Source organism: Rhodococcus sp. 1R11 (assembly GCF_004563845.1).
GTDB lineage: Bacteria > Actinomycetota > Actinomycetes > Mycobacteriales > Mycobacteriaceae > Rhodococcoides.
In genome coordinates this window covers 455,094-475,462 of record NZ_SPNG01000001.1, presented here as the reverse complement: position 1 = coordinate 475,462, position 20,369 = coordinate 455,094, and the positions used below count along the sequence as shown (strand labels likewise).

Annotated in this window: 19 protein-coding genes; 12 read left to right on the top strand and 7 right to left on the bottom strand. The window is 65.2% G+C overall.

Annotated elements, in window-relative coordinates; genetic code table 11:
* Window positions 1-101: 101 nt before the first annotated feature.
* The 4 genes from E4P29_RS02370 (at window position 102) to E4P29_RS02355 (ending at window position 3,688) form a co-directional block, all read left to right on the top strand.
* Window positions 102-512 carry a nuclear transport factor 2 family protein gene (locus E4P29_RS02370; protein WP_135041543.1) on the top strand — a complete coding sequence of 137 codons (411 nt, stop codon included), beginning with the start codon at window positions 102-104 and terminating at the stop codon, window positions 510-512.
* Window positions 513-853: 341 nt separating this feature from the next.
* Window positions 854-1,726: an LLM class flavin-dependent oxidoreductase gene (locus tag E4P29_RS02365; RefSeq protein ID WP_135041541.1), complete on the top strand. Its 873-nt coding sequence runs from the start codon at window positions 854-856 to the stop codon at window positions 1,724-1,726.
* 12 nt (window positions 1,727-1,738) lie between these two features.
* Window positions 1,739-3,085 (top strand): LLM class flavin-dependent oxidoreductase, encoded by a 1,347-nt coding sequence (locus E4P29_RS02360; protein ID WP_135041539.1) that lies wholly within the window; start codon window positions 1,739-1,741, stop codon window positions 3,083-3,085.
* Between the two features lie 78 nt (window positions 3,086-3,163).
* Entirely contained in the window at window positions 3,164-3,688 is a 525-nt protein-coding gene (locus E4P29_RS02355; protein WP_135041537.1) for a permease, read from the top strand.
* A gap of 15 nt (window positions 3,689-3,703) precedes the next feature.
* Here the strand turns inward: E4P29_RS02355 and E4P29_RS02350 are convergent, their stop codons facing one another.
* Window positions 3,704-4,183, bottom strand: coding sequence for a winged helix-turn-helix domain-containing protein (locus E4P29_RS02350; RefSeq protein ID WP_135041535.1), 480 nt, complete (start codon window positions 4,181-4,183; stop codon window positions 3,704-3,706).
* A gap of 282 nt (window positions 4,184-4,465) precedes the next feature.
* On the opposite strand from E4P29_RS02350, the gene E4P29_RS02345 reads away from it, so the two are divergent.
* The gene (locus E4P29_RS02345; protein ID WP_135041908.1) at window positions 4,466-4,879 is read left to right on the top strand and encodes a GNAT family N-acetyltransferase; all 414 of its coding nucleotides are present in this window, start codon (window positions 4,466-4,468) and stop codon (window positions 4,877-4,879) included.
* 18 nt (window positions 4,880-4,897) lie between these two features.
* On the opposite strand, the gene map is transcribed toward E4P29_RS02345, so the two are convergent.
* On the bottom strand, window positions 4,898-5,668 hold the full coding sequence (map, locus tag E4P29_RS02340; RefSeq protein WP_135041533.1) for a type I methionyl aminopeptidase: 771 nt from the start codon (window positions 5,666-5,668) through the stop codon (window positions 4,898-4,900).
* 102 nt (window positions 5,669-5,770) lie between these two features.
* On the opposite strand from map, the gene E4P29_RS02335 reads away from it, so the two are divergent.
* Window positions 5,771-6,466, top strand: a complete 696-nt coding sequence (locus E4P29_RS02335) for a GNAT family N-acetyltransferase (RefSeq protein ID WP_135041531.1) — start codon at window positions 5,771-5,773, stop codon at window positions 6,464-6,466.
* Between the two features lie 2 nt (window positions 6,467-6,468).
* Here the strand turns inward: E4P29_RS02335 and E4P29_RS02330 are convergent, their stop codons facing one another.
* Entirely contained in the window at window positions 6,469-8,721 is a 2,253-nt protein-coding gene (locus tag E4P29_RS02330) for an HNH endonuclease (RefSeq protein ID WP_135041529.1), read from the bottom strand.
* A 126-nt stretch (window positions 8,722-8,847) separates the two neighbouring features.
* Here E4P29_RS02330 and E4P29_RS02325 point away from each other — a divergent pair, with 126 nt between their 5' ends.
* The 3 genes from E4P29_RS02325 to fgd all read left to right on the top strand — a co-directional run bounded on the left by E4P29_RS02325 (window position 8,848) and on the right by fgd (window position 10,592).
* Window positions 8,848-9,186 (top strand): hypothetical protein, encoded by a 339-nt coding sequence (locus E4P29_RS02325; protein WP_135041527.1) that lies wholly within the window; start codon window positions 8,848-8,850, stop codon window positions 9,184-9,186.
* Window positions 9,183-9,515 (top strand): DUF202 domain-containing protein, encoded by a 333-nt coding sequence (locus tag E4P29_RS02320; protein ID WP_027498497.1) that lies wholly within the window; start codon window positions 9,183-9,185, stop codon window positions 9,513-9,515. Before E4P29_RS02325 ends, E4P29_RS02320 begins: the two co-directional genes overlap by 4 nt.
* Window positions 9,516-9,578: 63 nt before the next feature.
* On the top strand, window positions 9,579-10,592 hold the full coding sequence (fgd, locus tag E4P29_RS02315; protein ID WP_027498496.1) for a glucose-6-phosphate dehydrogenase (coenzyme-F420): 1,014 nt from the start codon (window positions 9,579-9,581) through the stop codon (window positions 10,590-10,592).
* Here fgd and E4P29_RS02310 read toward each other — a convergent pair whose 3' ends face one another.
* Window positions 10,593-11,117, bottom strand: coding sequence for a nitroreductase/quinone reductase family protein (locus E4P29_RS02310; RefSeq protein ID WP_027498495.1), 525 nt, complete (start codon window positions 11,115-11,117; stop codon window positions 10,593-10,595).
* A gap of 196 nt (window positions 11,118-11,313) precedes the next feature.
* Between E4P29_RS02310 and pta the strand changes: the two genes are divergently transcribed.
* Window positions 11,314-13,431: a phosphate acetyltransferase gene (pta, locus tag E4P29_RS02305; protein WP_209205270.1), complete on the top strand. Its 2,118-nt coding sequence runs from the start codon at window positions 11,314-11,316 to the stop codon at window positions 13,429-13,431.
* A complete protein-coding gene (locus tag E4P29_RS02300; RefSeq protein ID WP_135041525.1) occupies window positions 13,428-14,612 on the top strand; it encodes an acetate kinase in 1,185 nt (394 codons plus the stop codon). Before pta ends, E4P29_RS02300 begins: the two co-directional genes overlap by 4 nt.
* A gap of 7 nt (window positions 14,613-14,619) precedes the next feature.
* Here E4P29_RS02300 and E4P29_RS02295 read toward each other — a convergent pair whose 3' ends face one another.
* Genes E4P29_RS02295 through E4P29_RS02285 form a run of 3 tightly spaced genes read right to left on the bottom strand, consistent with a single transcriptional unit; the run spans window position 14,620 to window position 19,447 of the window.
* Window positions 14,620-17,163 (bottom strand): serine/threonine-protein kinase, encoded by a 2,544-nt coding sequence (locus tag E4P29_RS02295; RefSeq protein ID WP_209205269.1) that lies wholly within the window; start codon window positions 17,161-17,163, stop codon window positions 14,620-14,622.
* Between the two features lie 11 nt (window positions 17,164-17,174).
* The gene (locus tag E4P29_RS02290) at window positions 17,175-18,146 is read right to left on the bottom strand and encodes a glutamate ABC transporter substrate-binding protein (protein WP_135041523.1); all 972 of its coding nucleotides are present in this window, start codon (window positions 18,144-18,146) and stop codon (window positions 17,175-17,177) included.
* Entirely contained in the window at window positions 18,143-19,447 is a 1,305-nt protein-coding gene (locus E4P29_RS02285; protein ID WP_135041521.1) for a hypothetical protein, read from the bottom strand. Before E4P29_RS02285 ends, E4P29_RS02290 begins: the two co-directional genes overlap by 4 nt.
* An 85-nt stretch (window positions 19,448-19,532) precedes the next feature.
* Between E4P29_RS02285 and E4P29_RS02280 the strand changes: the two genes are divergently transcribed.
* Window positions 19,533-20,369 carry an NUDIX hydrolase gene (locus tag E4P29_RS02280; protein WP_135041519.1) on the top strand — a complete coding sequence of 279 codons (837 nt, stop codon included), beginning with the start codon at window positions 19,533-19,535 and terminating at the stop codon, window positions 20,367-20,369.

Genomic DNA, 20,369 nt, shown 5'->3' with positions numbered 1-20,369 from the left:
CCGCTACGACAAGTATGCACACGCCGAAACTCGTTGCTGCAGGGGCAAAAAATCACGATGAGCGAATGTCTTGCGCTCGGCCGGTCGACTACTCTTACTTCATGAACTCGTCCGCGGACCACTTGGTCGAGCAGTACCTCGATGCACTCCAACGGGCCGACGTCGATGCGGTCCTGACTCTGTTCGCACCCGGTGCGGTTGTGCACTCGCCGCTGTACGGACCGACGCCCGCATCCGACTTCTATCGCGCGCTTTTCGCGGACACCTCGGGTGCGACGCTGACATCGAAGGGCGTCGCCGAAGGTCGTACGTCCGAAGGCGCTCGACTCGTCACGTTCTGGTTTCATTTCGACTGGAGGTTGCCCTCGGGTGTGGCGGCCCCGTTCGACGTGGTCGACGTCGCCGAACTCGACGAGAACGGACGCATCTCTGCACTGTCCATCGTCTACGACACCGTGAATGTGCGTCCGGTCTTCGAGCGCGAAACCGGGTCCTCGTGGAGGTCGACGTAGGTCGCACGACCTGATCGGTGGCAGCACAGGCATGGGGTCCGGGCCCGCGAAGTGGTGACCTCGTGCTGACACTGTGCGTCTACGTACCGGCGTCTACGTAACGGCGTCTACGTCGTTCGAATCAGCGTGATCGCAACGGGTGTGCTCTACAGCGGATGAACCTAGGGTCCACGTATGACCTGGCTGAAAGCACTGGCGGCGGCGTTGATCGATCGACTCGGAGCTCAGCCTGCCTGCACCGCCGCGGCGCTGGACTTCGGAACTCGTGGTTGAGCCGTCCGGTGAAGATCGTCGGTACAGAGGAAGCAGGAACACGATGAGTGCGAAGGGCTGAACCGAGGATGACCGAGACGTTGTACTTCGCCGTCGAACTCGACGGGTTCGACGAGACACCCGCGCTCCTGAAGGAGAACGCGGCCGCCGCCGAACGCGCCGGCTTCACCCTGGTCACCTTCGGTGATTCCCTGATCTCGTCACGCGAGCGACTCGACGCCGGCAGTCGAGCGGCGTTCGTCGCCTCGACCACGTCCACCCTCGGCCTGGCACCCACGGTGCATACTCTGACAACCGAACCGTTCTTCCTCGCAACACAACTCGCGAGTGTGGACCACGCCTCGCACGGCCGCGGGGCCTGGGTGGTCGGCACCGACAACAGCGCGGTCACTCACGCGGCTGTCGGATCCGAGGTCCGCTCCGAGACCACCGCCGAAGTGCGTGACGTCATCGACGTGGCTCGGCGGCTGTGGGATTCGTGGGAAGACGACGCCGTCGTTCGAGACGCGGAGTCCGGCCGGTATCTCGATCCCGCGCGAGTGCATCACGTGCGCTTCGAGGGCGAATTCTTCGACGTCGTAGGGCCACTGATCACTCCTCGTCCGCCGCAGGGGCAGGTCGTCGTCATCGGCGACGCCGACCTGGGGATCACCGATCTGCTCGATGTCGCACTCGTACGCGGGGACGGGATCGGCGAGCAGGCCGACGCCGCTCGCCGCGACGGGGCCGCGCTGGTGTTCGCCGATATCGACCACCTGTCGAAGGCCGAGGCCCTCGCCGGTGTCGTAGACGGAGTCCGGCTGCACCTCGGTGGTGCGGCGTTGAAAGAGCTTGCGGTACCGGCGCATCTGATTCGTCGACCGACGCCGGGACTGTCGCTGCGGGAGAACCTGGGGTTGCCGCGTCCGGTCAGCCGCTACGCCGCGGCTGCGCACGAGTAGAGAAGAGCTGTCATGGGCATCATCGACCATCACCCGGACACCGGCGCACCGTTCGACCCGAACGCGCAGATTCATCTGGGCGTGTTCTATCCAGGGATAGGTGCGCAGACGGTCTGGGAGGATCCGAACGCCCCCGATCAAGTGGCCACCGACACGTTCGTCGAGGTCGCCGGCACCCTCGAACGCGGTTTGTTCGACGCGTTCTTTCTCGGGGACGGTCAACGTATCCGAGAGAACCGTGGCGACATTCTCTCCACCGACATCGCCGGCAGGCCCGACGCCATCACGCAACTGGCGGCTCTGGCGTCGGTGACCGAGCGCATCGGACTTGTCGCGACCCAGAACACCACGTACAGCATCCCGGTGGAGTTGGCTCGTCGGTTGGCCAGCCTGGACGCGCTGTCGGACGGGCGCGCCGGATGGAACATCGTCACCACCGACAACGCTTGGACGGGTGAAAACTTCAGGCGCGGAGGGTGGTTGGAGCACGAACGCCGTTACGAGCGCGCCACCCAGGTGGTCGAACTGGCGAAGCAGTACTGGGCAGGTTCTCCTGTGGAGTTCCACACCGATCTGCTCGAAGCGGTTGCGGCACCCAACGTTCGGCCCAGCGCGCAGGGTCGGCCGGTGCTGTTCCAGGCCGGCGATTCGCCGGGAGGACGGGACCTCGCCGCCCGGCACGCCGACGTCGTCTTCTCGGCCAACAACGCCTACGACGCAGCGGTGGCCTACGCCAAAGATCTACGTGCCCGGACGGTCGCCTACGGCCGACCCGCCGATGCCGTGAAGATCTTGCCGGGCGTCACCGTCGTACTCGGTGATACCGAAGCCGAGGCCGAGGAGAAGGTGCAGTGGCTTCGATCCAATGCGCACAACGGTGTTCGAGCCATCGCCTTTCTCGAGCACTACTGGGGCAAGGACCTGTCGGCTTACGACCCGGAGGGCCCACTACCCGACATCGATCCGGTGGACGCCGAGCTGGATCCGTCACGCGGCACGCTGTCCATCGACGCTCGAACCGGAAAATTGACTCAGATCGCGCAGTGGCGAGCCCTCTCGGAAGAGAAAGGGCTGTCCATCCGAGAGTTGGTGCTCGAAGTGTCGCCGGCCTCGCGCTTCCACTCGGGAACTCCTGCGGCAGTGGCAGACCACTGGGCCGACCTCGTGCGTCACCGTGTGGTCGACGGCTTCAACATCAACCCGTACCACTTGCGTGACGCCATCGGCGATCTGGTCGACAAATTGGTCCCGGCATTGCAGGAGCGAGGGGTGTTCCGTACCGAATACACCTCGACGACGTTGCGGGGACACCTGGGCCTCGACGGTGACGATGCTTCGGAGCGTGCACGGGCGTCGTAGCGGGCTGGGCACATTCCCATCTAACGATCAGGTCTCGGGTGAGGTCGTACGAGGTGTTCGACGCTCTACCATGGGCCTATGACTGCTGACCCGACCACGCCTGCACCGTCGACCAGCTCGGCGAACTGGAAGCGGCGCGGCATCCTGCTCGGTGCCGGCATCGTACTTCTGTTGATCGCCTACTTCGTTCTGGCGGCGTTCCTGCCGCGCTGGTGGAGCCTGCGCGTGGAGAGCCTGGCCGACCGAACGTTCACCAAGGGAATCCTGTGGGGCCTGCTGTTCGGAATCGTCTGCACCTTCGCGCCACTGGTGTTCTTCTGGAGTGCGTGGTCGGTCCGAAAGGGCAGGGCGGGAAAGCAGTTGGCGATCGGATCGGTGATTCTCGCAGTCGTCACCGCCATCCCGAACCTGCTGACTCTGACAATCGTTCTGGGTACCAGTAATGCCGCCCATGCCGGCGAACGCACCCTCGATACCAGCGCACCCGGCTTCCGCGGAGCGACGGCACTGGGCGCGATCATCGCGGTGGTTCTCGTCGCATTGCTCGTGTTCGTGGTGGTACGGCGTAACCGTCGACGCAGAACAGCGGCACTGACGCAGTAGTCGTGTGAGCTGATCTCAGGCGCTGCGCAACACCGACGGCTCGGTGATGACGCGAATTCCGGGCTCCGGATCGAATCGGTAGCCGGTGCCGCGGACCGTGGTGATCAGTCGGCCGTACTGCCCGAGTTTGGTTCGCACCCTGGAGAGATGGACGTCGACACTGCGGCCGCCGTCCGATGCACTCAACTCGGATCTGCTCACTACGACACGAGGATGCTGAGCGAGATACGCGAAGATCTCGAACTCGGTGTGGCTGAATCGAACGCTCTTGTCGGCGAGAACGACATCGCGCGCGGGTAGGTCGATGACGAGGGGAGCGTTGAGTTCGTTCACCCGGACATCGAAACGCGTCAGGATTTTGGCATGTGGTGCATAGCTTTTGGCGGCGACGCGCAGAGCGTCGGCGAGGGCGTGCAATTGCGGGCGAGTCAATCCCTGCAGGGATGACGTCCCGGAATCGGAGATACGAAGAACGACGGTCGCTTCGGTGCTCATGGCTGTGGCTCCTGTGACAAGTGCTGTCGACGGTGACAAGTGCTGTCGACGGTGGGGAGGTCGGATGGTCAGCGTGGGCAGCGACAGTTCGTGTTCACGGTGTCACAGTGAACGACGACGGCCGATCGGACCAGTAAAAAACTCACCGTGATTGCATCGGTTGACGTCGGCCCGTAGCGCGTGGTCCGATCGAGCGTGACCGATGTAGCGCAGTCCCGAACAGACCTCGTCACCCGCGCCGTCGACTGGAACCATCCCGACGCCGAATCGCTCCGTGCAGCAATGGCATCGGAGGTGGGTCCCCGATACGCGGACCGAGCGGCCTTGATGGCGAAGACGCAGGCCAACGCCGTGGACGAAGACGACGTGCATCGCACGTTCGTCGTCTATCGGTGCGATGCGCAGAACGTCGAGCAGGCCGTCGGACATGCCGCTCTGCGGTGGAACGGCCCCGACCTCGAACTGAAGCGAATGTTCGTTCATCCTGATCACCGCGGGTCCGGAGTCTCGACCGCACTGCTGCAGGCGTCCGAGAACGCGGCCCGCGACCAGGGATTGCGACGCTTGATTCTGCAGACCGGTGATCGGCAGCCCGACGCGGTGCGACTCTACGAGAAGAGTGGCTACACCCGCATCCCTGTGTTCCCGCCGTACGAACTGCTGCCGTTCTCCAACACCTTCGAGAAGCGTTTGTGACTCTCTACCGACGCAGAGTCATGAACGTAGGGTCATGATTTCGGCCCCGCTGTCGGTGATGACGACCGTGTGTTCGCTGTGGGCGGTGCGGCAACCGGTGGTGCTGCGCAACGTCCAGCCGTCGGGGTCGGTGACCAGCTCGTCGGTATCCGCCATCACCCAGGGCTCGAGCGCCAACATCAGGCCGGGGCGAAGGCCGTAGCCGCGGCCGGGCCTGCCGGTGTTGGATACGTGCGGATCCTGATGCATGGTCGATCCGATTCCGTGACCACCGAACTGAACGTTGATGGGGTAGCCGGCTTCGCGAAGAACCGTCCCGATGGCGTGGGAGATGTCGCCGATCTTGTTGCCCGGAAGTGCGGCGGCAATGCCCGCGGCCAACGCTCGTTCGGTGGCATCGATCATCGCCAGGCTCTCCGCCGGCTTGTTCTCGCCGACGACGAAACTGATAGCCGAGTCCGACGCCACGCCGCCGAGGATCACGGCAAGGTCGAGGGTCAGCAGATCGCCGTCGGCCAGGTTGTAGTCGTGCGGCAACCCGTGCAGCACAGCGTCGTTGACCGACGTGCAGATGTAGTGGCCGAACGGTCCGCGCCCGAAGGACGGCGCGTAGTCGACGTAGCACGACGTCGCACCCGCCCCGAGGATGATGTCCTTGGACCATTCGTCGATCTCGAGCAGGTTGGTGCCGACGGTCGCACGTTCGCGGACGGTCTCGAGAATTTCGGCGACGAGTGCACCGGTTTCACGGGCAAGGGGAATTTTGCTCGGGGGCAGGATTTCGATCACGGAAGGCCTTTCGGTTCGATGCGAATAACTATACCGGTATAAGTATTGGTGACGGAGTGGGTCGTGAGCAACTGCCGAGCCCGACATGGGACGCTGACCGACGTGTCTGATCACCCTCTCGACGATCCCATTCGTACCTCCCTCGGGGGTGCGCTGTCACGGTTTGCGATCACGCGCGGCCGAGTGATTCGCGCTGATCCCCAGGTCTCGCCCTTTCTGGCGCACCCCGACGTCCTGCAGCCACGAGACTGGGACGACATCGCAGTGCTGTTCGGGCCGCGAAGCATCGTGGGATTGCGGGGGTCGGTGGTGGATGTGCCCGAGGGGTGGTCTGTGGTCGACAGCTTCGGGATCGTGCAACTCGTGGGCACAGAACTCGAGACCCGGCCGTTGGCCGAGGCCGTAGAACTGACAGCCGACGACGTGCCCGAGATGCTCGATCTCGTGCGACGCACCGAGCCGGGCCCGTTCCTTCCACGCACCCGCGAACTCGGCACGTATCTCGGTATCCGACGAGGCGGCGCTCTGATCGCGATGGCAGGGGAGCGCATGCGTCCGCCGGGGTGGACCGAGATCAGCGCAGTGTGTACCGACCCGGCTCATCGCGGACAGGGCTTGGCCACCGAGCTGGTCCGCGCGGTCGGTCACGGCATCAGGGCCCGAGGTGACGAGCCGTTCCTGCATGCCGCCGCGACGAACATCCGCGCTATCGAGCTGTACCTCTCGATCGGATTCTCGCTGCGCCAGACCTCTCAGCTGACGCTGGTGAGAACACCGGAACGAGCGGCCGACGTCTGAGGTCAGAAGGGCGGCTCCTCGTCTTCTTCGTTGGTCGGTTCTGGCTCGGGGTTCGGGTTGTCGGGTGGGTCGGGGTAGGCGATCATGCCGGATCGTCTCGGTTTGGTGGGGATGTTCGGGCGGAGGTCGTTGCCGATGATGGGTACGGCTGTTCCGTTGGTGGGCAGGGTGATTCGGGTGGTCTTCGAGGTGGAGGTCCACAGGATCGCGCCGCCGGGGAGCATGACTGCTTTCCAGTAGCCGGCGGTTTTGACGCTGTGGTGGTATTCGCAGAGGCATTGGAGGTTGTTGACGGTGCTCCAGCCGCCGCCGAGTGGGTTGGCGTGATCGAACGGGATCACGTGGTCGAGTTGGCAGCGGTCCGCGGGGCGGTGGCAGCCGGGGAAGCGGCAGTGGCGGTCGCGGAGCCGGACGGCGGCGGTGGTGAGGGCGTCGGGTCTGTAGATCAGGGCGCGGTCGGTGAGTGGGTCGCGTCGGACGGATGTTGCGAGGGTGGGGTCGGCGGCGATCGCGGCTTCGAGTGCTGCGGCGAGGGATGCATTGCCGAGGTAGATGCCGGAGGGTGTGCGGTCAGTGGGTTTGTGGCCTGCTGTGGGGATCGTCCGGTTGGTGCGCTGGATCGCGGACGGCAGGTCGAGGGCAGAGCTGTGCCGTGTGCCCCGGCCGACGGGGGCGTGGGTACAGAACAAGGCTGCAGCGGAGGCCAGGGCATTCCGCCGTCGTTGCCGGGTGTCGTCATCGGCGGTCGGCTCGGGTGGGGTTGTGTCGGTTGTCGAATGAGATTCTGGTGCAGCTGAATCCGGGTCCGGTCTCGTGCCGGGATGCGATCCTGGGTCCGGTAGTGGCGGTAGTGGCGGTAGTGGCGGTAGTGGCGGTAGTGGCGGTAGTGGCGGTCGTGGTGCGGCGCTCGCTGCGCGCGACGTTGTGTGGTTGGTGCCGGTCCCGGTGCCGGTGGCGGGAGTATTGGGTCGAGTGGCTGCGTCGATACCGGACTGCGGGCTGTCCGCGGGATCAACTCCGGCGCCGCCTGCGCGTTCGACATCGTCAGTAGCATTGGCACTTGCGTCGTCAGTAGTATTGGCACTGGAATCGTCAAACACGTTGCCCGAGTGATTCGTTGGTGCTAGCGCGGTGGTTCCCGCGGCTGTATCCGACGCTGCAGTACCTGACGCGGCCTTTCTCGCGGGCGTGCCTGTGCTCGCATCCGTATCCGTTTGTGTTTCTGGCGTATGCGATTCGGCTACGTTCGATTCTGCCGAGTTCGACTGTGCCGGCTCGGGCTCTGCCGTGTTCGGCTCGTCTGTGGTTTCAGCGGAGTGTCGTTCCCATTCCCCGGTCTCCGGGTTCTGCACGGCCAGTCCGAGTGTCTCGGCGAGGGTGACGGCTTCGGTGAGCAGGATCTGCCACTGACTGTTGCGGGCCAACTCCCGTGCCAGATCGGGGTCGATGGATCCGTGCCCGGCCAGGTACGCCGGGTTCGCCAACAGTCCGATGAGGGTGGCGATGTCGACGGTGATCATCGTCAACGGCACCCGACGATCCGGCATCTCGGTCTCGGTCTCGGTCTTCGGGCAGTCCGCGCGTTGGCACAGGCATGTCAGCCTGGGTTCACCGTGCATTCGCGCCATGAACGCATCACACAGTCGTTCCTGTTTGCCGCGGGGGTCTTTCGGGCAGAGCGTATCGGCCATCTCCTCGAGCAGCTGCCATGCGGCGGCGGCCTCGGGCGCGGTCAATTCTGCTCGGATCCGCGCCAACTCCCCAGCCGCGGCGTAGGAGACATTGCGGAACTTCTTCGCGAATTCGCGTAGTGATGCTGCTTCCTCGGGCGCGACGCGCAGCAGAATGTCCCAGATCTCCTGCTCGCGCGGGCCCGGTGACGACCGTCGGGCTGCTTCGACGATGTCGCCCTCGACGGACTTGACGATGTCGTCGGAGAGGTTGTCGAGGATCCGGCACACCGTACGTACGCGGGGGAGGTCGATGTCGCCGGCCTCGAATGCCTTCTTCACCAGCGGCAGTCGGGTGTGCAGTGCCACGCCGACGGACACGTACGCTTCGGCGACGGTGGCGGAGCAGCTCAACGCCAGTGCCATCTCGGTGCGTCCGTACCGGCTGTACTGCCGATGCTTGGCATCCTGGGCGATGCAGGTGAGGTGGAAGTCGTAGCAGGCAGCGATCTTTCGGGCCGCATGCCGATTCTCTTCCCGCGCGGCAGCGGTCAACGCATCCAACGACACCACTGGTGCAGCCATTTTTTTCACCCCCCGGTGACCCACAGTTCAGAACGCGTGTTCGAACTGAAGGAAGAGTATCTCGACCCACCGACAGGTTTCGAGATCACGGTTGCGAGAGCGTCCCGAGCAGGCCTACCGTTAACTATGCGAACAACACCCACGGTCCACTACGACGACGGTCTCGTGCGCGTGGACGACAGCGGGGTCACGTTGCGGCACTACTACTTTCCGTTCGCGATCAAGAAGTTCGTCCCCTACGGCGACATTCGTGCCGTAGACACCGCCGTGCTGGGGAACTGGAACGGACGTTGGCGGCTGTGGGGCGCGTCGACAACCGACCAGTGGCTCCCGCTGGACGTCATGCGTCCGAAGAAGGACACTGCAGTGGTGCTCACCATCCGCCGCATCTCGCCGGTCTTCACCCCCGACGATCCTGAACTCGTTGCCCGACTCATCCGCGAACGCATCACCGCTCCAGCGTGACGCGCCCCGACGAGCGGTTCACCCTCGCCAGTGAACGCACCTTTCTTGCCTGGCTGAGAACCTCGCTCGGGTTGCTCGCCGGCGGGATCGCAATCGTTCACCTGGTTCCCGGATTCAGCACCGGCTGGGTTCGCACTGCACTCGGCCTGATTCTCATCGGCCTCGCGGCCGCCGCACCCGTCATCGGACTGCGGAGATGGATGCGAGTACGCGCCGCCCTCGAGAGCGGAGCGCCCATGCCCGAGTCCCGGGACCTGTGGATCTTCGCGGTCGGCATCGGCGCAGTAGCAGTATTGGCTGCGGTGGTCACTGTTCTGGGTATCCAGTAGCACACCGCTAACCGCCGCAGGTGCACAATCGAAGTACTAGACGACCAACGACAGGAGTTCGGCGTGGCGCAGGGTCTCAAGCTCGGGTACAAAGCATCGGCGGAGCAGTTCGGGCCGCGGGAGCTCGTCGAACTCGGTGTTCTCGCCGAGCAACACGGTATGGACTCCGCGACTGTCAGTGACCACTTTCAACCGTGGCGTCACGAGGGCGGCCACGCCCCGTTCTCTCTGGCCTGGATGACGGCCGTCGGCGAGCGCACGAAGACGATCCAGCTCGGGACGTCCGTTCTGACGCCGACGTTCCGCTACAATCCGTCGGTCATCGCGCAGGCGTTCGCCACGATGGGATGCCTCTACCCCGGGCGCATCATGCTCGGAGTGGGAACCGGTGAGGCGCTCAACGAGATCGCCACCGGGTTCACCGGCGAATGGCCGGAGTTCAAGGAACGATTCGCACGACTGCGTGAGTCGGTTCGCTTGATGCGCGAGCTGTGGCTCGGCGATCGCGTCGACTTCGAGGGCGAGTACTACACGACCAAGGGCGCGTCGATCTACGACGTCCCCGAGGGCGGCATCCCCGTCTACATCGCCGCCGGCGGACCCGTCGTCGCGCGATATGCGGGACGCGCGGGCGACGGCTTCATCTGCACGTCGGGCAAGGGCATGGAGCTCTACACCGACAAGCTCCTCCCGGCCGTCGAGGAGGGCGCAGGCAAGGCCGAGCGCGACGCCGGCGAGATCGACAAGATGATCGAGATCAAGATCAGCTACGACACCGATCCCGAACTGGCACTGGAGAATTGCCGCTTCTGGGCCCCGCTGTCGCTGACGCCCGAGCAGAAGCACTCCATCGACGACCCGATGGAGATGGAGAAGGCCGCCGACGAGTTGCCGATCGAGCAGGTCGCCAAGCGCTGGATCGTCGCATCGGACCCGGACGAGGCCGTCGAGAAGGTCAAGCAATACACCGACGCGGGCCTGAACCATCTGGTGTTCCACGCGCCCGGGCACGACCAGAAGCGCTTCCTCGAGCTGTTCGAGAAGGACCTGGCACCGCGCCTGCGCAAGCTCGGCTAGTTACGTCGAAGTGCGGGGATCGGCCGAGAGTGCGAACAATCGCATGTCTCGGTCGGTCCTTGTTTCGTACTCGCCGTACACCTCCACCATCGCGTCGAACTGTCGGTAGATGCGGGCCTTCTCGTCGCCGGTGATTCGGGTGGCTGTGACCGGTATCTTCCTGCCGCCGATAGTGACGACGGCCTTCGGATCGGCCAGAAGATTCGACGTCCATGCCGGATGGTGTTGTTGGCCGAAATTGGATCCGACGACGAAGATCCGATCACCCTCCCGGTAGTACAACAGCGGACTCGTCCTCGGCTTACCGGATTTGCGTCCGGTGGTGGTCAACAACACCACCGGAGCAGCGATCGGTCCGAGGACGGTGAATCGGCCGTTCGACTTGGTCAACAACCAGCGGTCGACGCCTGCGAGGTTCCTGATCACCCACGAACCGGGCTTGGTCGACGCGAACTTGACGGCGGGCTTGCGGATGAACGATGTCTCGCTGCCCCAGCGAACATCCGGGAACGGTGATTCGGCCATGGCTCATGGGACAACCCGACTGCGCTCGGTGTCAACACCCCACAGATTTGGCAGGAGTGGAGCCTGCGGAACGACCCGGGCTGGGCAGGAGTGGAGCCTGCGGAACGACCCGGGCTGGGCAGGAGTGGAGCCTGCGGAACGACCCGGGCTGGGCAGGAGTGGAGCCTGCGGAAGGACCCCCACTAGGCTGGCGGCTATGGCTGAGTCCACCGGCGCCGAGACGGCTGACATGTATCCCTCGAGTATTTATGTCGCGTCACCGGAAGGCGACTCCGGCAAGTCGACGATTGCGTTGGGTGTGCTGCAGATGCTCGCCGCGACGACGGCCCGGGTCGGTGTGTTTCGGCCTATCGCTCGCTCGACGGAGGAGCCGGATTACATTCTCGAATTGCTCGTCGAGCACACGACCGCCGATCTGAGTTACGAGCAGTCTCTCGGGGTCACTTACGAGCAGGTGCATTCCGATCAGGATGCGGCGCTGAGCGAGATCGTCAGTCGGTATCACGAGGTGGCTGCGCAGTGCGACGCCGTGGTGATCGTGGGTAGCGATTACACCGACGTCGGCAGCCCCAGTGAACTCGGGTTCAATGCGCGCATCGCGGTCAATCTCGGTGCCCCTGTGCTCCTCGCGCTGCGTGGCTCGGATCGAACTCCCGACGAGATCGCTCAGTTGGCGGCGCTGTGCCAGGCCGAACTGCGGCAGCATCATGCCCATCTCGCTGCGATCGTGGCGAACCGGTGCGATCCGGATCAGTTGGACGCCGTCACCGACGCGTTGGCGTCGGTGGACGTTCCGGCGTGGAGCCTGCCCGAGATCCCGTTGCTCGTCGCGCCGACCATGGCGGAGTTGCTCGTCGCGGTGGACGGCACGCTCTACAGTGGCGATTCGTCGTTGCTGCAGCGAGAAGCGATGCGGGTGATGGTCGGTGGTATGACGGCCGAGCACATTCTGGAACGGCTCACCGAAGGTGTCGTCGTCATCGCGCCGGCGGATCGGTCCGACGTACTGCTTGCACTCGTCAATGCCCATGAGGCGGACGGCTTTCCGTCCCTCGCTGGCATCATCATGAACGGCGGCATCGAGCCGCACCCGGCGATCGCACGACTCGTCGCCGGTCTCGGTCCGAGACTGCCGATTCTGACCACCGAGCTCGGAACCTTCGACACCGCATCGGCTGCGGCGCAGACGCGCGGCCGTGTTGCCGTCGGTTCTCAGCGCAAGGTCGACACCGCGCTGGGCCTGATGGAGCAGCGGGTGGACGCCAAAACCCTTCTGGGACGGCTCGATATCGCCATCCCGACCATAACGACTCCGCAGATGTTCGAGTACCAGCTGATCCACCGAGCGCGTGCCGATCGCAAGCACATCGTGCTCCCCGAGGGCGGCGACGACCGAATTCTGCGGGCCGCCGGAAGGCTGCTGCAACGCCAGGTCGCGGACCTCACGATCCTCGGCGAGGAAGGCCCGATTCGACGTCGTGCATCGGAACTGGGAGTGGATCTGGACTCGGCGACCATCCTCGACCCCAAGAACTGCGACTACGCCGAGGAATTCGCGCAGGAGTACACCGAACTGCGCAAGCACAAGGGGATGACGATCGAGCGTGCCCGCGAGACCATGGCCGACATCTCTTACTTCGGAACCATGATGGTGCACAAGGGTATTGCCGACGGGATGGTGTCAGGAGCGGCGCACACGACCGCGCACACCATCAAGCCGTCGTTCGAGATCATCAAGACCACCGAGGGCGTGTCGACGGTGTCGTCGATCTTCCTGATGTGCCTGTCCGATCGCGTACTGGCCTACGGCGACTGCGCCGTCGTGCCGGACCCGACGGCCGAGCAATTGGCTGACATCGCCATCTCCTCGGCGCAGACCTCGGCCCAGTTCGGTATCGAACCGCGAGTGGCGATGCTGTCGTACTCCACCGGCGAATCCGGCTCGGGAGCCGACGTAGACAAGGTGCGGCAAGCGACGGCCATCGTGCGCGAACGGAACCCGGAACTGTTGGTGGAGGGCCCCATTCAATACGACGCGGCCATCGAACCGTCGGTCGCGAAATCGAAGCTGCCGGATTCCGACGTGGCCGGCCGCGCAACGGTATTCATCTTCCCGGACCTCAATACCGGCAACAACACCTACAAGGCCGTCCAGCGCAGCGCCGGTGCCGTCGCTGTCGGGCCGGTACTGCAGGGCCTGCGCAAGCCCGTCAACGACCTCTCGCGTGGGGCACTGGTCGAGGACATCGTGAACACCGTTGCCATCACCGCCATTCAGGCGCAGGGCATCTCCCAGCAGGAGGCACAGGCGTGAGCATCCTTGTCGTCAACTCGGGCTCGTCCTCGGTCAAATTCCAACTTGTCGATCCCGATTCGGGCGATTCGCTGGCCAGTGGTCTCGTCGAACGTATCGGCGAAGCCGACGGGCGCGTCGAACTGGACTACCGCGGCGAGAGCGTCGAGCGAACCCAGCACATCGAGGACCACGGGGACGGGTTGGCTCTGGCGTTCGAGATGCTGTCCGACGCCGGCATCGAACTGGGTTCCGACGTCACGGCGGTCGGGCATCGCGTCGTGCACGGCGGCACGGTCTTCTATCGCCCCACGATCATCGACGACACTGTCGTTCAGCAGATTTCGGACCTGAGCAGCCTTGCTCCGCTGCACAATCCGCCCAACGTCCTCGGTATCGAGGTGGCGCGGAAGCAACTGCCGAACGTGCCGCACGTAGCCGTGTTCGATACGGCGTTCTTCCATTCTCTGCCCGACGCTGCTGCGACGTACGCGATCGACGCCGCCGTCGCAGCCGAACATGACATCAGGCGCTACGGCTTTCACGGCACCTCGCACCGCTACGTGTCCGAGCAGGTTGCCCTGTTCCTGGAACGCGATCTCGGGGACCTCAAGCAGATCGTGCTGCATCTGGGCAACGGTGCGTCGGCATCGGCGGTCGACGGGGGCCGCGCGGTCGATACGTCGATGGGTCTGACCCCTCTCGAGGGACTGGTGATGGGCACCCGCAGTGGGGATATCGACCCCGGTGTGATCATGCATCTGCGTCGTAGCGCTGGGATGAGTGTCGACGATATCGATGCCCTCCTCAACCGCCGGTCGGGTCTGATCGGACTGTCCGGGGTCAACGACTTCCGGGAACTGCAACAACGCATCGACGACGGCGACGCGTCGGCCCGGTTGGCATACGACGTGTATATCCACCGGCTGCGTAAGTACATCGGCGCGTACATGATCGGGCTCGGGCGGCTCGACGCCATCACGTTCACTGCAGGCGTCGGCGAGAACGCTGCTGCCGTGCGCGCCGACGCGCTGGCGAACCTGGAACACTTCGGCATTCGGATCGACCCCGAACGTAATGCCTTGCGCAGCAAGCAGGCTCGCGTGATCTCCGCCGACTCCTCGGCCGTCACGGTGCTGGTGGTGCCGACGAACGAGGAGCTGGCGATCGCCCGAGCGACGGACGATCTGGTTCGCTCCTGACGTACCGCTAGAACATCGAACGCGGACGGATCGCATTCGCCAAGTCCACCAACGAGAACCGGTGCGCGCGATCGGTTGCGCTGCGGGCCAGGGCCCGCAGCCCCTTCTCGGTGCCGCGCCGCAAACCGTCCTCGGTGAACGGAACACTCAGTATCGGTTCGCGTTCTGCCGTGGACGCGTGACCGGAGACGATCCAGTCCAGGGCCATCGCCAGGACCAACGTCCGCATCTGCAGCGCTCGGCTCTCCGCCTTGGGGAGCAGAGCCACTCGCCTTGCGGCAGAACGGAAGTCGGACTCCGACAGCTCGGCGCGCGAGCGATCCATCAGCAAGGTCAGCACACTGGTCATGCGCGCCATCGAGTAGTGCCGCGAGCTGATCGGCACCTGGTCCAGTGCAGCGATGGCCCCGGTCTGATCACCGCGGCGCTGCAGCTGCCGGGCCAGACCGAACGCCGAGCTGACGATGCCCCTGTTGGTGCGCCACACGGCCCGGTACAGGCCCTCGGCCCTGGCCCGCCACTTCTCGGCGTCCTCGTCGTTGCCGAGCGCGACATGCCCCAACAATTCCGATGTGGCACCGAGCGCCAGTTTGGGCGCGAGCTCGCCGGGCATCGCTCCGAGCACGTTGTCGAAACTCGTGAACGCAGAATCGTATTCGTGGTGCAGCAATGCGATCAATCCGGCGTACCACTGCACCCGCCACGGATCGGCGGCATGATCCTCGGATTGCACCTTCGACAGGATGTCGGTGGCCTCCACGACGTGCCCCAGATCGAGGTGCGCCTTGACCTCCGCGAGGGTGATCTCCAGGCTCGCTCCCGCGGGCGCGGAACCAGTGGCACCTGTGGTACCGGCCGACACCCGCTCGATGCCGTTCCGCTTGGCATGCTGGAGCGAGTCCAGAGTCTGCTGAGCTTCGACGTGTACGGCGGCGGCCAGCAGGGGAGCACTCGGATCGTTGGGATCGACCAGGGGAACCGGAAGCGCAGCAACCACTTCGGCTGCCGTCATGCGCTCGTGGCGCACTTTGCCGTCGACGTAGGTATCGGTACGACCCACCGACTGCTCCGTGCCGAACGTCGTACGCGGCGGGCTGAACACCGCGGACAGGCCGGGCCGCTCGACGCCTGTCCGGATGGCCAGGATCTCGCGCAGCACGCCGGTTGCCTGCCCCGCGAATTCGTCGGCGGACCGGAACCGCCGAGTCGGGTCTGCGTTGGTGGCTCGAAGCAGCAGGCGATGCAGCGACGGGAACTGCTGCAACACTTCCGATTCTGCGACCGAGGGCAGGCCGTCGAGGTACTTGCCGTTCTTCGACGGCATGTCCAGCGTCAGCACCGCGAGGGTGCGGCCGACGGTGTAGATGTCCGACGCCACTGTCGGCCCGGTCTTCACGATCTCCGGTGCCTGGTACCCCACCGTGCCGTACAGGTATCCGTAATCCTCGATGCCGGCCACCGCACCGAGGTCGATCAGCTTGATCTGGTCCTCGGAGACCATGATGTTCTCGGGCTTGAGATCGTTGTAGACCAGCCCGATCGAATGCAGATAACCCAGTGCCGGAAGCACTTCGAGAACGTAGGCGAGCGCCTGCTCGACCGGCATGCGGGCGTCGTCGCCGCACGCGGTCAGGATGTCGCGCAGCGAACGGCCACCCACGTACTCCATGACGATGAAGCCGACGGAGGTGCCGTCGCCGCGGGGTTGTTCGACGAAGTTGTAGATCTTGACGACGCCGGGATGCGCTACCTCGGCCAGGAATTGACGCTCGGCAACCGCGACCGCATGTGCTTCTTCGTCGCCGAAATGCAGTAGGCCTTTGAGCACCACCCAGCGATCGCTGACGTTACGGTCGATGGCCAGGTAGATCCACCCCAGACCGCCGTGCGCGATGCAGCCCTGAACGTCGTACTGGCCCACCACCCGATCACCCGGCTCGAGCAGCGGAGTGAAATCGAAGGTCGTGCCGCAGTGCGGGCACACGCCCACCGAGATGTCGGGCTCACCCGGTTCGCTGCGCCCCACCTTGGCGTTGCACTTCCAACAGAACCGTTTGTGCTGCGGCACCGTGGGATCCGACATCACCGCGGTCGCCGGATCGATCGGCTCCACCCGGGGAACCTCCACCAGGCCGCCGCCGAGACGACGCCGAATACCGGTGCTGCGGGAACGACCGGACCGAGACCGACCGGTTCTGGCCCGAGTGGACGCGCTCTGGGACATGCTGGACCTGGCGGCTGTGGATTTGGCAGCCGCGGACTTCGAGACAGCCGAGTTACTATCGCCTACCGGAGAATTCGGCCCCGGAGTCGGTGCGGTCCGGTCGTCGATCGGCGACCGGGACACCGCCTGCGTGCGTTCGACGCCGTCAGTCGGCGTGGCTTCCGACCGCGAGACCGCCTGCGTGCGTTCGACGCCGTCGGTCGGCGTGGCCTCCGGTCGCGACACCGCCTGAGTGCGTTCGACGCCGTCAGTCGATGTGAGCTGATTCCGTGACACCGCCTGCGTACGTTGCGCGGGAGCGGTGGGTTGCTGTTCGTCCTCATCCATGACGTGCGCCTCTAATCGCTGTACGACGCGGTGGGTGGACCGGGGGAGGGGCCGAGCACCGTCAGCCATTTGTTGTAGATGCGGTTCCAGGTGCCGTCGGACCTGATGCGTGCCAACGTGCCGTTGACGAAGCGCACGAGATCCTCGTTCTTCTTGTTGATGCCCACTCCGTACGGTTCCGGGCTCAGACTGTCGCCGACGATCTCGAGGTACGGGTCCTGTGCGGCCAGTCCGGCCAGGATGGCGTCGTCGGTGCTGATGGCGTCGACCTGTCGTTGTTGCAGTACCACCAGGCAATCCGACCACATGGGCACCGTCACCACCGTCGCGGCCGGTTGTACCCGCTGCAGGCGACGCAGCGACGTGGTGCCCTCCACGGCGCATACCCGCTTGCCCGCCAGATCCCCGACCCCGCGGATACCCGAGCCCTGTACCACCAGAACTCGGTGCTGCGCTTGGAAGTACACGGTGGAGAACTGGACGTCCTTACGCCGGGCGCACGTGATCGTCATCGTTTTCACCACGATGTCGACCGTCGAGTCCTGCAGGGCTTCGAGGCGCTGTGCGGATGTCAGAATCCGGAAGTCCAACCGGTTCGGGTCTCCGAACAGGTCGCGTGAGATCTCTCGAGCGATGTCGACGTCGAACCCGACCAGCTGCCCGGTCATGGGATCGCGAAAGCTGAAAAGGTTGCTGCCCGTGTCGAGGCCGACGACGAGGCGACCCTTGGCTCGGAGTGCATCGATGGTCGGCTGAGGAGGCAGTGGCGCGTCGGTGCCGGTCGGTAGCGGCCGCAGACTGGCCGTGGGGCGGGCGCACTCGTCGTCCGCCGGTGTTTCGGTGGGCCGAGCCGCGACGGTTGCTCCGTCGGGCAGAGGCGGTTCGGTGAACGTCGTATCGCTCTGTGCCGCAATTCTTTCCGGCGGCGAGCATCCGACGAGCAGGGCTGTCGCGACGAGGCCGGCGGCGAGTAGGCGTCTCACAGGTATTCACGCAGCCTCGGGAACAGGCCGACTCCGAATGCCACCGAGGCCACCACCGTGAGCACGTACGCGCCGTTGGACAAGCCCGACAGGACCCAGACGGATCGGTCGATGTTGGAGCGTAGTTCGCTTCGGGCACTGTCGATCCCGTCGACCAGCACATTGTCGAGAGCATTGAACGCGGCCGCCGAATCCGAATCACCCGATCCGGTCGCTATCGACACCGCACCGTTGAAGTCGCCCACCTCGAGCGCCGAATCGATGCGCGCATGCGAGGCCGACCAGTTGTTCAGGGCCTCGGTCACCTCGGGGTCGCCCTCGAACATGTCCGCGAGCCGAGAGACGTTGCCGGCGAACGACTGTCCGTAATCCTGGCTGCCACCGCGGCGGGCCAGGTCGAGTGTCTCGTCCGCCCTGGCCTGCTGGGCCAGAATGAAACCCGTCGTGTAGGACTTCAGCGGAGCCACCCCGCGGTCGATCGCGCGGTCGGTGGCGATCGACGAGATCAACCCCACCACCAACATCCACCCGAGCAAGCCCGCCAGAGCGGCCGTGGCACCGAGAAAACCGACATTGAGTGTGCGACGCGTCGTCCGGGACAGATACCACTGGGCGAGACCGGTCATCAGCAACAGGAACACCACCGACCCGATCGCGAAGTACGGGGGACTGGTGAACCTCTCCTGATCCGCCGAGACGCGAGAGGCCTGCTCGGTATACAACTTCTCGGCCAGCGGCAACAGACTCGACTGCATCATCGTCGACGCCTCGCCGAGGTATGCCGCACCCACCGGGTTCCCGCTGCGATTGTTCGCTCTCGCCGTCTCGACCAGCCCGCTGTACACCGGCAACCCGGTGGCGATCTGCGTCAGCACCGCGCTGGTGGCCTCGTCCTTGTCGGTGACCCCGGCGGACGCGGCGATCAATTCCGACGAAGCCTCACCCAAAGCCTGCGAGTACCGGTCACGCACCTCGGGTTGCTCGAGCCCGCCGGCGATGAATGCCGACGCGGCGGCCGCGTCGGCGACCGACAGGGCACCGTAGAGATTCTGAGCCGAGTTGGCGAACGGCTCGGTACGCACCAGCAGTGTCCCGAGAGTGTCGACTCGATCGGTCACCGCCGTCGACGCGAGATTTCCGACCGTCAGCGCCAACACGACCAGCGCGGTACCCATCGCGACCAACCGCGCAGGCGTCGAACGCATCGTGTATCGAACCGGTGGCTTGCCTGCAGCGGCACCGACGTGGGGTGCCGTTGTCGGGGGGACGGCAGCGGAGGGAGTAATGCCGGCCGCGATCACGCACCGAGCATATAAGCAGGCGGACCGCGCTGCAGCCACTACAGCACAGACACAGCGGCGAGGCGGTTCACCTAGGGTGGGGAGCATGCGCGGTGACGGGGACGGTTGGGTGATCGGTGAGAACGGTTCTCGGCACTGGGGCAAGCACGGCGCCGCCGGTTTGCTGCTCCGTGCGCCCTCCGATGCGGGCGAACCGATGGTGTTGCTGCAGCACCGCGCGTTGTGGAGTCATCAGGGCGGAACGTGGGCCCTGCCGGGCGGGGCTCGCGACTCGCACGAGAGCACCGAGCACGCGGCGGTCCGCGAGGCGCACGAGGAAGCCGGTATCGCGGCCGAACAGTTGAGCGTGCGCAGCGAGCGTGTCACCGCCGCAGTCCCGAGCGGTTGGTCGTACACCACGGTCATCGCCGACACCGATCACCCGCTCGCCACCGTCCCGAACGGTGAGAGCACCGAACTGCGATGGGTGCCGGAGTCCATCGTCGCCGAGCTGCCACTGCACCCGGGTTTCGCGTCGAGCTGGCCGTCGTTGCGTACCGAGCCGCTGCGCGTGCTGCTCGACACCGCCAACGTCCTCGGCTCCCGGCCCGACGGCTGGTGGAAGGACCGCGCCGGCTCGACGGATGCGCTGTTGACGTCCTTGGCCGCGACACTGCCGCGCACGGTGGAGCTACCGAGCGGCCAGTACGGCTGGCTCACCCGCATCGAGGCCGTGCTCGAAGGGCAAGCGCGCGACGCCCTGATCGACGATCCGCGCATCCCGGTGATTCTCGCGGACGGCAGTGGCGACGACACCCTCACCGATCAGGCCCACCGATCGACGGACCTGACCGCGTTGGTCACCGCCGACCGCGGCCTGCAGAATCGACTGCCCGGCGCGGTGCAGGTGCTCTCGCCGTCCGCCGTGCTCGCCTGGCTGTGA